The organism is Marinobacter sp. L-46 (genome assembly GCF_056859535.1).
This window is the reverse complement of record NZ_JBSXOP010000045.1, coordinates 54498-68497: the sequence shown is the minus strand read 5'-3', so window position 1 is coordinate 68497 and position 14000 is coordinate 54498. Positions and strand designations below refer to the sequence as shown.

Sequence of the window (14000 nt, the reverse complement as noted above, 5' to 3'; positions counted from 1 at the left end):
ATCAAAGACTATCTGAAGACTTACAACGAAGACCCGAAGCCCTTTGAATGGCATAAATCTGCCGACCAGATTATTGAGTCAATCGCCAGATTATCAGACAAGCTCAATAAGTAAGCGGACTTTTGTTAAGGGACACTAGTGCAGCGATATCATCGGGGCGACGAGTTGTGTGCTGCAGAGCTTCGGCGAGTGGAGGCGTACGCGGAAACCTTCCGGCAGCGGTTGGCGGATCTGAGCTGGTTTATGAAATGCCTGAATGAACCAATTGCGAGGCAAGCCAACCGGGAAGATGAGTGCACCGGTCACTTCTGGGAGAGTCGATTCAAATCCCAGGCGCTGGACACCGAAGAGGCCCTTCTCTCCTGCATGGTCTATGTCGACCTGAATCCCATCCGCGCCGCCATGGCAGAGACACCGGAGACTTCCGACCACACCAGCATCAAAGAACGCATTCATCCTACCTTCGATCTGGCGGAAGCCATTGCACGGCAAACGGAACAGCAAGCGTTGAATGATTTTTCGGTACCGTTAAAACCGCTGCTGGGTTTTGAAGGCGTGATTCGAAACGGCTTCCAGCGAGGCATCCTGTTCAGCTTTGCAGATTACCTGGAACTGGTGGATTGCACCGGGCGGATCAGCCGGAGTGACAAACGCGGCTGTATTGACGAAAGCGCGCTGCCGATTCTGGAACGGTTGAACCTGGACCCGGAACGGTGGTGCCACCGGGCCACGGCGTTTGAGGACAGCTATCAGGATTACCGAAATCCTGGACGGCGACGACGAGCGGCTTAGGCACCCTCCCCTTCTTTCTCAAATCAGACTATCGGCGCAGCCGCCGAAAACGTCGCTCGCCTGAAATCGGCAGATTTCCAGGATTCGCCGCGAGTTGCTGGCGCTGCTTTGCCATAACCCCGAATTAGGCGCAGTAAACCGAAAGTCAGAAACGACAAAGGCCCGGGGTCGAAACCGCCGGGCCTTTGGGCATCTGGTCAGGCTAGTGCCTGTCCAAGCTCGCCAGGCTTGGGGATCTGGTCAGGCTAGTGCCTGTCCATGATCAGTTGTGATGATCAGTTTCTTAAGGCCCGGGGTCGAAACCGCCGGGCCTTTGGGGATCAGGTCAGGCTAGTGCCTGTCCATCATTCGCCAGGTCAGGCTAGTGCCTGTCCATGATCAGTTTACAGAGGAGACAGAGTGCCTGTCCATGATCATTCCCCACGGGCCTTTGGGGACCTGGTCAGGCTAGTGCCTGTCCATGGTCAGTCTTGAGTGCCTGTCCATGATCATTCGATCATGTTTACATGATCAACCAAGGCTAGTGCCTGTCCATCATGGTGCAAAATTACGGACTTGGCGTGTGCCTGTCCATGATCATGATTGACTTGTGCCTGTCCATGATCAGTCTTATTAACGACAAAGACCCGGAGCGTAACCACCGGGTCTTTGGGGATCTGGTCAAGCTAGTGCCTGTCCATAACCATTCATGGGGATCTGGTTAGGCTAGTGCCTGTCCATGATCAATTTGCCTTGAACTAGATGTTACTCTTCTCAATAGCTTCTTTAGCTGCAGTCTGAGTAACTGTTGTTGTGTTTCTCCAAACGACAGCACTGCTGTTTACTGTTGGCGTCATTGTGATTACCAAACCATCTACACCTGTTCCAATGCCAGTACCGAGCGTCATCGTTACCACGCCATCTTCGACCGAAGCACTTGCAACCTCCTTAGTGGCGTTGAATGTCGGAACACCATTAGAGCCCGTATCGCAGCCTGAAAGAACACCACCAGCCTCCTGCGCACAAAGCGCTACCGACGTTTTCAACGGAGTGGCCGCTGATAACGCGTTTGCAACTTTAGCTTTGATCGTATAATCCTGATACTGCGGAATAGCCACAGCCGCCAAAATACCAATAATCGCCACAACGATCATCAGTTCGATCAGAGTAAAACCCTGCTGACCTTTGTTCATCTGAATCTTTTGCATGTTATCAACCTCAAGAGTTGTCATTTTTCGTTTATCCAGCTCCGGGGCGGTGGAGCTTTGCCCCGTTTCCGCGCTGAGCGTGAGGTAACTTAAGCATGCCCCATGCCAATTGCAAGAAAATGTTAAAAATCAGCGTTCATACAGTGACTTAAATCAAAAAACGCCAACCACGCCAGTCCACTCGCCCAAACCCTGGTGCCCCTCCCCGCCCAAAGGTGACAATTTCCGTCACCCAAGCCGGCAATCCCAGACACGCTCTTAAGAAAGATCAAACCTGAGACACACCCCGCTTTCCAAAGCAGGGTCATCCATCTAAACTCTGGTTCATAAATCCGAGATTCAGCCACTTATAAGACTTTCCTCAGAGCATTTATGGCGAGCAGCAACCGAAACGTGACGCTGACGGGCCTGGCCCGTCGATTCGTGGAAGACGGGCTTCTGGATGAAGACGTGGCCAAGGATGCCTTTCTTCAGGCTTCCAATAACCGCATTCCGCTGATCACCTACCTCACCCAGAACGACCTGGCCGACAGCCGCAAGCTGGCGTTTTCTGCCGCCATGGAGTTCGGCGTATCGGTACTGGACCTGGACGCCTTTGCCCCGGAAATGCTGCCGGAGAAAACGGTCGACGAGAAGCTCATCCGCAAACATAACGCCCTGCCACTTTATAAGCGTGGCAACCGATTGTTTGTGGCTATTTCAGACCCGACCAACCTGCAAGCGCTGGACGAAATCAAGTTCAACACCGGCTTGAGCACCGACTCGATTCTGGTAGATGACGCCAAGCTCCGCGCCGCCATCGACAAGTACCTGGAAAGCCAGGATTCCACCATGGGCGACCTGGAAGACGCCGGTTTGGAAGGAGTGGAGACTGAAGGCGGCGATCAGGAAGACGAAAAGGCCGTCACTGCCGAGGTGGATGACGCGCCCATCGTCAAGTATGTGAATAAGATGCTGCTGGATGCCATTCGCGGCGGCGCATCGGATGTGCACTTTGAGCCTTACGAAAAGTCCTACCGTGTTCGATACCGTACCGACGGCATTCTGAAAGAGATTTCCCGCCCGTCGATCAAGCTGGCACCGAAGATTTCTGCCCGCGTGAAGATTATGGCGCAGCTGGATATCTCCGAGCGCCGGGTGCCCCAGGATGGCCGGATCAAGATGAAGCTGTCCAAAACCAAGGCCATCGACTTCCGGGTGAACACCCTGCCCACGCTGTGGGGCGAGAAGATTGTGTTGCGGATTCTGGACCCGAGCCAGGCCAAGCTGGGTATTGATGTGCTTGGTTACGAGGAAGACCAGAAGCAGCTGTACCTGGATGCACTGGAACAGCCTCAGGGCATGATCCTGGTTACCGGGCCCACCGGTTCCGGTAAAACCGTTTCCCTGTATACCGGCCTGAACATTCTGAACACCACCGAGCGCAACATTTCCACGGCAGAAGACCCGGCGGAGATTAACCTGGAAGGCATAAACCAGGTGAACGTGAACAACAAGGTGGGGCTGGGGTTTGCAGAGGCGCTCCGGGCCTTCCTGCGGCAAGACCCGGACGTGATCATGGTGGGTGAGATCCGGGACCTGGAAACCGCCAACATCGCCATCAAGGCGGCACAAACCGGGCACTTGGTGCTTTCTACCCTGCACACCAACAGCGCGGCCGAAACCCTGACCCGGATGATGAACATGGGCGTGCCGGCGTTCAACATTGCGACCTCGGTGAGCCTGATTATTGCCCAGCGTTTGGGCCGGCGGTTGTGTAATGGCTGCAAACAGCCGGCGAATATTCCGGCGGATGTGCTTTTGCAGGAAGGGTTCACACAAGAACAAATTGATACAGGCTTCACGTTGTACCGCCCCAAGGGCTGTGATAAATGCAATGGGGGATACAAAGGCCGCGTTGGTATTTACGAGGTGGTCAAGATTACAGACGAACTGGCCAACATGATTATGGAAGAAGCCAGTTCCATAAAAATAGCAAAGCAGGCTCAGGCGGAAGGCTTCCGCACACTTCGGCAGTCCGCTCTTCTGAAAGTAATTCAGGGGGTGACCAGCCTTGAGGAAGCCAACCGCGTGACGAAGGATTAAGCATGGCAGAAAAATCACATAGGCTGGAAACGTACGTTTGGGCAGGTAAAGACCGGAAAGGCAATGCATCCAAGGGCGAGATTATGGGGTCCAGTATTGCTCTGGCCAAAGCCCAACTGCGTAAGCAGGGGGTGATTCCGGACAAGGTCAAGAAAAAGCCCAAGCCGTTGTTCGGCGGCAGCAAGAAGATTACGCCGTTCGACATTGCCATGCTCACCCGGCAGCTGGCCACTATGATGAAGGCCGGTGTGCCGCTGGTGCAGAGCTTTGACATTGTGGCGGATGGCCTTGAAAACAAAGGCCTGCAGGAACTTGTGGTTAGCATCCGGAATGACATTTCTTCCGGTTCCGGCTTTGCTGCGTCTTTGCGCAAACATCCGAAGCACTTTGATGATCTGTACTGCAACCTGGTGGATTCCGGTGAGAAGGCCGGTGCATTGGAAGCGATGCTGGATCGGATTGCGACTTATCTTGAAAAGACGGAATTGCTCAAGAAGAAGGTCAAGAAAGCCATGACCTACCCCATCGCCGTTATCGTGGTGGCAATCGTGGTTACTGCGATTCTGCTGGTAAAGGTGGTGCCGCAGTTCGAGAGCCTGTTCCAGGGCTTCGGGGCGGAGCTTCCAGTATTTACGCAGATGGTCGTTCGGCTATCTGAGTGGATGCAGAGTTGGTGGTTTGTCGTGCTGCTGGGCATTGTGGGCACAATCTTCCTCTTCAAGGAATCCAAAAGGCGTTCCCAAAAGTTCTCAGATATTGTCGACAAGTACGTGCTGAAACTGCCGGTTGTGGGCGAAATCCTCGACAAATCCGCCGTCGCCAAATTCGGCCGGGTACTATCCACCACCTTCGCCGCCGGTGTACCGCTAGTCGACGCCCTCGATTCCGTAGCCGGGGCCACCGGTAACGCGGTTTATCGCGATGCCATCCAGCGTATCAAGAACGATGTTTCCAGCGGTACCCAGCTACAGGCTTCCATGCGCCAGCAGGACATCTTCCCGGTAATGGCGGTGCAGCTGACAGCTATTGGTGAAGAGTCCGGCAACCTGGATGAGATGCTGCAGAAGGTTGCCGAGCACTACGAGGCGGTGGTGGATGACATGGTAGACAACCTGACCGCCCTGATGGAGCCGATGATCATGGCGGTTCTGGGTGTGCTGGTTGGCGGCCTGATCATCGCCATGTACCTGCCGATCTTCCAGATGGGTCAGGTTGTCGGCTAAACACCGGCCCGTTCCTGCTCCCCGCTTCTTTTGGGGAGCAGGCATTCTCCCAACATTTCCGATGAGTTCCTGAATGCCCTCTCTAGACGTATTCCTCAACACCCCCTTGCTCCTCTACCTGACCGTAACCCTCATCTCCCTCTGCATCGGCAGCTTCCTGAACGTGGTCATCCTGCGCCTGCCCAAAATGATGCACCAGGACTGGCGTTGCCAGTGCGAGGAATTCCTGGAGGTGCCGGAGGCCCAGCGCAAGAAAGAAGAAACCATCACCCTCTCCAAACCTGCCTCCACCTGCCCTTCCTGCGGCCACAAGATTCGGGCCTGGGAGAATGTTCCGGTTGTCAGTTGGTTGCTGCTGAGAGGCAAGTGCTCTTCCTGCAAATCCCGGATTTCGGTTCGTTATCCTCTGATTGAGGCCGTTACCGCAATATTCTCGGTGGTTACGGTGTTCTTGCTGGGGCCGACGGAAGCCGCGCTCTGGGCGTTGCTGCTGGTGTGGGCGCTGGTGGCGTTAACGGTGATTGATTTCGATACCCAGTTGCTGCCAGACAGCATCACCCTGCCGCTGATGTGGCTTGGCCTGGTGCTGAATTATTTTGGTGTGCTGACGGATTTCGAGAGTGCCTTCTGGGGTGCTGTGGCGGGGTATTTGTCGCTGTGGTCGGTGTACTGGCTGTTCAAGCTGGCCACCGGCAAGGAAGGTATGGGCCACGGGGATTTCAAGTTGCTGGCGGTGCTTGGGGCCTGGCTGGGATGGCAGTTGTTGCCGGCAGTGATTTTGTTGTCGTCCCTGGTGGGGGCTGTGGTTGGTATTGCGCTGATGGTATTCAAGAAGCACGGGCGTGAGGTGCCGATTCCTTTTGGGCCTTATCTGGCGGCTGCCGGATTGCTTGGATTGTGGTTTGGGGCGGAGATTCAGAGGTTCTGGTTTGGGTTTTTGGGAGTTTGATGCGTGAGGATTATTGGTTTAACAGGCGGTATCGGCTCCGGAAAATCCACCGTGGCCCGGTTGTTTGGGGAGCTGGGGGTGCACTGGGTGGATGCCGATAACGTAGCCCGTGAAGTTGTGGAACCGGGGCAGCCGGCACTGGCGCAAATTGCAGAGCATTTTGGTGCTGAGGTGTTGCAGGCGGATGGTTCGCTGAACCGCGCCTGGTTGCGCCAGCGGGTGTTTGCAGAGCCTGCGGAGCGGGAGTGGCTAGAGCAGTTGTTGCACCCGGTGATTCGGGAGGAGCTGGTTCGCCAGTTGCGTAACCCTGCCAGCCTTTCGGCTAAGGGCAACTCCGGCGATTATCCGTTACCTTATGTGCTGCTGGTGTCTCCCCTGCTTCTGGAAACCAATCAACACCAACTGGTCGAGCAGTTGATTGTGGTGGATGTGCCGGAGGAGGTGCAGCTGGAGCGCACTATGGCGCGGGACGCCAATACCCGGGAGCAGGTGGAGCGGATTATGGCGGCGCAACTGGGCCGGGACGAGCGGCGGGCGCGGGCAAGCGCTATTATTGATAATAACCGCCCGCTGGATAACGTGGAGCTTCAGGTTTGTGAGCTGCATAACCGTTTGCTGGCTGAATTCAGTTAAGGAGCTTCGGCTGCGTTACACCTCTTTTTTTGTCCTGTTCCTGGCCTTCGGCGCGGTTCTGGCACCCACAGCCCGTGGCGGCGAGCCGGTGTTCAATATGCAAGCGGCGCCGGTTCGATGCGGCGCAGATTTTCAGTGTGCGCAAGCGCCTGAATAACCGGTCGGTGGTTACGCCCCGCATTGGCGTTCTGGGCGAGAGCCAGCCGTCCTGGCGCACTACGTCCTACTTTGCGGATTTCACCTGGCGTTATCGCATGTACGAAGACTGGCTGTTCGCCGAGGTGGTGCCGGCCCTGGAGTTCCCCCGGGAAGACAGCTTCCAGGACCGGGCCTCGGTGGTATTGCGTATCGAAATGTATTTCTCCGGAACCATCAGCCGTGACTAGACCCCGCCACAAAAGCAAACCCGCTGCGGAAGCCCTCACCCTGACCCCCATTGCCTATACCCGCTCCTGCTTTCAGGACAAGTTCGGGGTGCCGCGCCAGCCGGGGCTCACCAAAAATGCCCACGCCAGTTTGGTGATCGAGCCGCCGTTCGACCGGGAAGACGCCTTTCGGGGCCTGGAATCCGCCAGCCATCTGTGGCTGGTGTTCCAGTTCCACGAGGCGGTGCGGGCAGAATGGCGGCCTGTGGTGCGCCCGCCCAGATTAGGCGGCAACAAGAAGATGGGCGTGTTCGCCAGCCGCTCGCCGTTCCGGCCTAACAGCCTGGGTTTGTCGGTGGTAAAAAATGAGGGTCTGGACAGGCACAACGGCCGGCTGGTGCTGAAGATCAGCGACCATGACCTGATTGAAGGCACGCCGATACTGGATATCAAGCCCTACCTGCCCTTTGCCGATGCGCTGCCGGAGGCCTCCCTGGGCTGGGCGGAGGAAGAACCCTTGCAGCGCCTGTCGGTCAGCTTCACCCCGGAGGCCGACGCACAACTGGCTTCCCTGCCCCCGGCCGACTACCCGGATTTACGGGGGCTGATTGAGGATGTTGTGAGTTACGACCCGCGCCCATCGTTCCGCCGGGGCCGGGATGAGGCGCGCATTTACGGCGTGCACCTGTATGATCTGAATGTTCGTTTTCGTTTTGTAAACGAGGGCACTGCAGCACGTGTGGAAGTGGTGTCGGTCTGCTAAACTGCCGCTGGTGATTTTGTAGTCGACACAGGGAATTTGTGCCTTTGCCTTCCAAGCAGTTTTTCAAGCGTTTAGGTGTTCGCCCGCTGGCGTTGCGGCTGCTGGCCTGGGTGCTGCTGTACAGCGTGGTGCTGTCACTGGTGGCCACCGGCGCACAGATGTATGGCGAGCTGGCCAAGGTATCCTCGTTCCAGCAATTCTATGACGAGGTGCTGGGCCAGGCACTGCACAATCTCTGGTTCCAGTCCATCGTGGTGATGTTGGGTACCCTGGGCCTGTTGCTGATTGTGCGCATTACCCTGTTCCGGCACCTGGAAACCATGGCGGATTACGCCGCCAGGCTGAACCTGGACGCCCTGGTCGACCCACTGAAACTGCGCCGCAAGGCTCCCAAGCGGCCGGATGAGCTGTCAGAACTGGAGCAGGCCCTGAACCGCATGCGCCTGCAGATTCTGGAAGACACCCGCTCCCTGCGCCAGGACACCCTGAAATCCCGTGACGAACGCGACGAAGCCATCCGCGCCAACCATGCCAAGAACCAGTTCCTGGCCAACGTCAGCCACGAGCTGCGAATCCCCCTGCAATCCGTGCTCGGTTACGCCAACCTGCTGACCGACACACCGCTGGACCAGGAACAGCGGGAGTATGTGAATACCCTGCTGGGCGCGTCGGAAAACCTCTCTGCCATCATTAACGACCTGCTGGACATCTCCGCCATGGAAGCCGGCAAGATGGAGCTGGAAGCCATTCCGTTCGACCTGCGGGAAACCCTGAACGACCTCATCCACATGCTCGGCAGCCGTGCCCGGGAGAAAGGCCTGGCACTGGAAGTGCGGGTGGATGAAAACCTGCCCTGGGCGCTGGTGGGCGATCCGGTGCGCATTCGCCAGGTGATGCTGAACCTGCTGTCCAATGCCATCAAGTTTACCGATTCCGGCCATGTGCTGATCAGCATTGAAGTGCTGGGCCGGCGGGGCGACAAGGTACGCCTGCGGTTGGCCGTGGAAGACACCGGCGTGGGCATTAACCCGGAAGATGTTCCGCTGGTTTATGAGCCCTATGTGCAGCTGGGCCAGCAGTTCCAGCGGCAAACCCCGGGAGCCGGGCTGGGGCTGACCATCTGCCGGCAGCTGATCGGGCTGATGGGCGGTTCGCTGGATCTGGAAAGCCGCCCCGGCGAAGGTTCCACCTTCTGGGCGGAAATCAGCCTGCCAGAAGCGGCAGACAGCGCGGCCCGGGTGCGGCCGGATTCCCGAAAGGTGCATCACAAGCGCATTCTGGTAGCGGATTCCTACGAGTTGTCCCGCAAGATTACCCTGGAAATGCTGTCCCGCCACGAGGTTCACATTGAGGCGGTACGCTCGGCGGGCGAGGCGCTTACCTTTCTGCGCCAGGCCTTTGATGCGGGCACGCCCTACGATGCAATCATTCTGGACGGCTTTGTGCCGGATATGGACGGCGACCTGCTGTGCCGCCAGATTCGCGGCAACCAGCAGTGGCAGGACATGCGCCTGCTGATTCTCTCATCCAACCCCCAGCGGGGCGATGCCGAACATTTCCGCCAGGCCGGGGCCGATGCTTTCCTGAGCAAATCCCTGCGGGAGTCTTACCTGATTCCGATTCTGAACCAGCTGTTTGCGGATGCAGAGCAGCAGGAGCGCCGGTTCCTGACCCGCTTTTCCCTGCAATCCATCAACCACACCGGCTCCGTACGCCGGGAGCTGGCCTGCGGCTGTATGCAGGTGTTGCTGGTGGAAGACAACCCGGTTAACCGCACACTCACCCGCCGCCTGCTGGAGAAACTGGGCTGTCAGGTGATGACCGCCAACGATGGCGAAGCCGCGCCCTCCCTGTACCAGACCCACCAATATGATGTGATCATGATGGACTGCGTGATGCCCCGGGTAGACGGTTTTGAAGCCACCCGCCGGCTGCGCCAGTGGGAGCGGGACAACCACAAACCCCGGATACCGGTGGTGGCCCTGACTGCCAGCGCGATGGAAGAAGACGAGGAAAAATGCCGGGCTGCCGGCATGGATTCCTTTGTGGCCAAGCCGGTGAACATGGAGATGTTGCGGGCGGTGCTGGACCAGTATTGCCAGGCCGCGGCCAGCACGGACTAAGCTCGCGCCTCATAACCCCGCCCTGTCACCCTTAACAGCGACTTACAGCCATTTAAGTTGTGGCGCCGCGCGTAGGTGTTTACCATTCCCTCCGAATTAAAATGAAAGCAACAAAGGTGTCATCATGAACATTACCCGCATCTCTGCCCTCGCTTTGTCCCTGGCTGCCGCTCCGGTATTCGCCAGCGAACTGGACCTGAGCCTGACCAACGATTCCGTTAAGGGCCAGGTAAACTTCTTCGGCACCCAGGACGAACTGCAGCTGGGCGCTGGCTACACCTATCGCGAAGGCAGCCGCCAGATCGGCAACGTGGACTTCCACGCCCAGGGCCGCACCGCCCTTGGCAACCTGCCTACCACCGCCGGCATTGGTTTGCGTGGCATAGCCTGGGATGACGACCAGGTAGACGGCGGCGCGGTGGGCCTTGGTGGCTTTACCACGGTAAACATCCCGGATGTACCGGGCCTGTCCTTCACCGGCGCCCTGCACTACGCCCCGAGCATTTTGTCTTTCGGTGATTCCGACAACATGACCAGCGTAGAACTGCGCGGCAGCTACCGTGTAATCCGCAACGCAGAAGTGTTCGCCGGTTACCGTTACCTGAACACCGAACTGGATTTCCGCGGCTCTCCGGATATCAACCTGGACGAAGGCGTGATGGCCGGTATGAAGATCTTCTTCTGATACCCGCCTTGCGGCCGCCCGGTTTGATGCCGGGTGGCCGATTCGTGCCCGCTTTCACGCTCTCCCCTCTGTTTTGCTGCTAGGCTGTGCCGAGATACATCATCCGGATTGCCTTGCATGAAATGTCGCCTGATTTCTGCCCTTGCCCTGCCCTTCCTACTGACCGCCTGCGGCGGTGGTGACAGTGCCATTGATGGCGCCCGCGAGATTCCCAACCGTTTTGGCAATACCGTTAACGCCCTGGACGACTTTAACCCCGGCAGCACCGGCGATTCCGGCAATACCGCCGGCCTGAAAGCCAATGAAGTGCGGATCACCATGGAGGTACCCGCCTTTTATGCCCCGGATGCGGAGCAAACCCGGCGCAACCTGAGAATCGTGATTCCGGACCAGGTGCAGGTATACCGGAGCAACCAGGGTGGGCAAAATCTGGGCACCGTGCCCTACAGCACCAGCACTGGCGAAGACGGCAACTGGATTGTGGCCTTTCCGGACGGCCAGCCCATCGGCCCGGATGTGGTGATTGAAGCCCGTTATTCCGGCGGCGGCCAAACTATTGCGATGAAAGCCCTGGCAGCCGATTCAGACCGGGATGTGAAGGTAAACCCCTTCTCCCATTACCTGGTGCAAAACGGACTTGGCGGTTACTCCTCCACCGAATTTCAGGCCGTGATGGACTGCGTGAACGACCGGGGCGGCGCCCTGTGCCTGAACAAGTATGTGTGGTCCAGCCTGGCCGACCAGGTACACGATTTCGAGATCGATATTGCCGGCAACCTGACGCTGGAGGCCGCAGTCAGTACGCTGGCCGGGCGGGCGGATTTCGCCGGCTATATTGAGCAGATGGCGGACTATGCCCTGCTGGGCCCGAATGCGTCTGGCACCATCCGCGCCAGCTCCGCAGATTACAACTCGGTGTTTCTGGGGCTGGAGCTGGGCCCGACTTTCCGTGATGCCCGCTTCCCCGGTGCCGGCCAGTGGGGTGCTCGTACCGCACAGGAAGAAGACCTTGGCGGGGCATTTCTGTACCCGGCCCTGACCCTAACCTCCTTCGAGGCCTTCAATATCAACGTGACCTCCCTGGCCACGGATATTCCCTACGACCGGAGCACCCTGGTTCACGGCTTTACCAATCCGGACGGCCACCAGTTCGCCCGGGAAACCGGCTGGACCCGGAACAGCCATTCCAGCTCACCGGGAGCGGCTACTCTCACACCGCCCTCAGAAGACGGCTCCGACCCTGCCCGCCTGCTGGCCGGCCGCGCCCTGTACCAGAGCATTACCGATGAGCCGGGCAGCGCCAACAATGGCTGGACCCGCAATCCCTATTTCATGGATGCCTTCACCTCCGCCCCCGGCGATGAGAACCAAAGCCCGGACCGGGTGCTGGGCAGTTACTTTACCGCCGGCAAGGCCATCGCCCTGGCTGATGCAGACGGCAAGCTGAAGCGCCAGGAAACCCTGGAAGAACAGTATCTCTCCGTGCTGGAGCTGCATCTGTTACGCAGCGAAGATTTCGACATGGCCGGCATTACCGGCAGCGATTACAACCTGGTGTACCTTACTGCCCAGTTTGGTGGCAGTAATCCGGCAGCCTTCGAGACCGGCTATGGTGAGCTGGGCGGCGCTGATGGTGCACTGACCACAAATAACTCTACGATCTATCGTGACAACACGGGGGCTGCGGGTGCAGGAGCGTCATCCGCCGTGACCGACACCTGGAACATTGCCAACCGGCCGGCCCAGCTCAGTTCCGGCACCAAGAATATCGGCCGGCTGGCCCTGTGCCGCAGCTGTACCGAAAGCGAGCCGCCGCTGGGTCTTGGCGCCGCTACGCCCGATGGCTCCCTGCTGGCGTTCAATCTCGACGACGCGGGACTTGGCGATGGCCTGGTGATCGCCGGCAAAACAACCTCCCTGGCCGCCCCCGTTACCGGCGATTACCGGGTTCAGGGCACGATGATCGCTTTGGATACCAACCAGAACCAGCTGTACCAGGTGGCCGGAGGAACGCTCACATTATCCGAAACCGGCGCAGACCTTACCGCCGCCAGCTACCGGGTTAGCCATACCATCACAGAGAACGCGGTCGGCACTCCGGAAAATGAGTTGCTCGACCTTGGGTTCACCGTGACACCCGGTGGCAACGGCACCATCCAACTGGCGGGAGGCGAGCTGGTTCTGAACGGCTTCTATACGGAATCCGGTGACCAGATCTTCCTGGTAGTTCAAGACAACACCGGCCCGGAATTACGCACCGGCTTGCTGATCGCGACACTCATTCCGGAATCACCCGCAGCTCAGTGAACAGGCGTAAGCCGTATAACCTGTTATAATTCCAGCCATATCGATTTTGGCGAGAGGTTTTATGACGTTAATCTCCCGGGCACTTTTGCTGTGTGTTCCCCTGGTGTTATTTGCAATTGCCGGTGCTTTGTACTCCCCCGAAGCCCCGAAAAGTGAAGACACCGACATTGCCCTGGGCTCCCTGCCCAAGTTGCCTGAGTGGACCGCCGACGGCCTGCCGGATTTTTCCGGGTACCAGGACACCACCGAAAAGAAGGCCGCCTTTTTCTCGTTTCTTTACCCTCGCATTGAACTGGCCAACAACCGCATTCTGCTGGAGCGGGAATACCTGCTATCCCTTTCTGGCAAAGACGAGCTGGCTGACGATGAACTGGAGTGGCTGGAACGGCAGGCGGACCGGCTGAGAGTTGAGGCGAAGAACGGCAGCCCCAAACAGTTTGAGCAACTCACGGAAAAGCTGGATGTGATTCCTCCGTCCCTGATTATGGCCCAGGCCGCCAATGAATCTGCCTGGGGCACTTCCCGCTTTGCCACCGAAGGCAACAACCTGTTTGGCCAGTGGTGTTTTACCCGTGGCTGCGGGCTGGTGCCGCTGAGCCGCCCGGAAGGGGCCAACCATGAGGTGGCAAAGTTTTCGTCGCCTTATTATTCTGTGCGCTCTTACATCCAGAATCTGAACCGGCACCCTGCCTACCAGCAGCTGCGGTCGATACGCTCGGCAGCCCGGGCCGACGGTGATGCGTTTTCCGGCATTGCCCTGGCACAAGGCCTGCTGAGCTATTCCGAAAGGGGCGAGGAATATATAAAAGAGATCCGCGCCATGATTCGCTACAACAACCTGGAATTCTACGACAAGCAATTCCGGGCTCAACTGGACTGACGAGACTT

The 14000-nt window shown here is 58.0% G+C and carries 12 protein-coding genes; 11 read left to right on the top strand and 1 reads right to left on the bottom strand.

Annotation, left to right across the window (positions count from 1 at the left end; genetic code table 11):
* Positions 1-138 precede the first annotated feature (138 nt).
* Complete coding sequence (locus tag AC13DJ_RS05305) at positions 139-792, top strand: transposase (protein WP_482934045.1); 654 nt, start codon at positions 139-141, stop codon at positions 790-792.
* Positions 793-1529: 737 nt separating this feature from the next.
* On the opposite strand, the gene AC13DJ_RS05300 is transcribed toward AC13DJ_RS05305, so the two are convergent.
* Positions 1530-2003 carry a pilin gene (locus AC13DJ_RS05300; protein ID WP_482934044.1) on the bottom strand — a complete coding sequence of 158 codons (474 nt, stop codon included), beginning with the start codon at positions 2001-2003 and terminating at the stop codon, positions 1530-1532.
* A 348-nt stretch (positions 2004-2351) separates the two neighbouring features.
* Here AC13DJ_RS05300 and pilB point away from each other — a divergent pair, with 348 nt between their 5' ends.
* From pilB to AC13DJ_RS05250, 10 genes are all read left to right on the top strand, one after another.
* A complete protein-coding gene (gene pilB / locus AC13DJ_RS05295; RefSeq protein ID WP_482934043.1) occupies positions 2352-4064 on the top strand; it encodes a type IV-A pilus assembly ATPase PilB in 1713 nt (570 codons plus the stop codon).
* Between the two features lie 2 nt (positions 4065-4066).
* Positions 4067-5287, top strand: coding sequence for a type II secretion system F family protein (locus tag AC13DJ_RS05290; RefSeq protein ID WP_476131466.1), 1221 nt, complete (start codon positions 4067-4069; stop codon positions 5285-5287).
* A gap of 73 nt (positions 5288-5360) precedes the next feature.
* Entirely contained in the window at positions 5361-6236 is an 876-nt protein-coding gene (locus tag AC13DJ_RS05285) for a prepilin peptidase (RefSeq protein WP_482934042.1), read from the top strand.
* A gap of 3 nt (positions 6237-6239) precedes the next feature.
* A complete protein-coding gene (gene coaE, locus AC13DJ_RS05280) occupies positions 6240-6869 on the top strand; it encodes a dephospho-CoA kinase (protein ID WP_482934041.1) in 630 nt (209 codons plus the stop codon).
* Positions 6870-7006: 137 nt separating this feature from the next.
* The gene (locus AC13DJ_RS05275) at positions 7007-7255 is read left to right on the top strand and encodes a hypothetical protein (protein ID WP_442914999.1); all 249 of its coding nucleotides are present in this window, start codon (positions 7007-7009) and stop codon (positions 7253-7255) included.
* Positions 7248-7997, top strand: a complete 750-nt coding sequence (gene tsaA, locus AC13DJ_RS05270) for a tRNA (N6-threonylcarbamoyladenosine(37)-N6)-methyltransferase TrmO (protein WP_482934040.1) — start codon at positions 7248-7250, stop codon at positions 7995-7997. The genes AC13DJ_RS05275 and tsaA overlap by 8 nt, the downstream gene beginning before the upstream one ends.
* A gap of 44 nt (positions 7998-8041) precedes the next feature.
* Positions 8042-10120, top strand: coding sequence for a response regulator (locus tag AC13DJ_RS05265; protein ID WP_482934039.1), 2079 nt, complete (start codon positions 8042-8044; stop codon positions 10118-10120).
* A gap of 124 nt (positions 10121-10244) precedes the next feature.
* Positions 10245-10805 carry a YfaZ family outer membrane protein gene (locus AC13DJ_RS05260; protein ID WP_482934038.1) on the top strand — a complete coding sequence of 187 codons (561 nt, stop codon included), beginning with the start codon at positions 10245-10247 and terminating at the stop codon, positions 10803-10805.
* Positions 10806-10922: 117 nt separating this feature from the next.
* Complete coding sequence (locus AC13DJ_RS05255) at positions 10923-13112, top strand: hypothetical protein (protein ID WP_482934037.1); 2190 nt, start codon at positions 10923-10925, stop codon at positions 13110-13112.
* A gap of 61 nt (positions 13113-13173) precedes the next feature.
* Entirely contained in the window at positions 13174-13992 is an 819-nt protein-coding gene (locus AC13DJ_RS05250; RefSeq protein ID WP_476131454.1) for a glucosaminidase domain-containing protein, read from the top strand.
* Positions 13993-14000 lie beyond the last annotated feature (8 nt).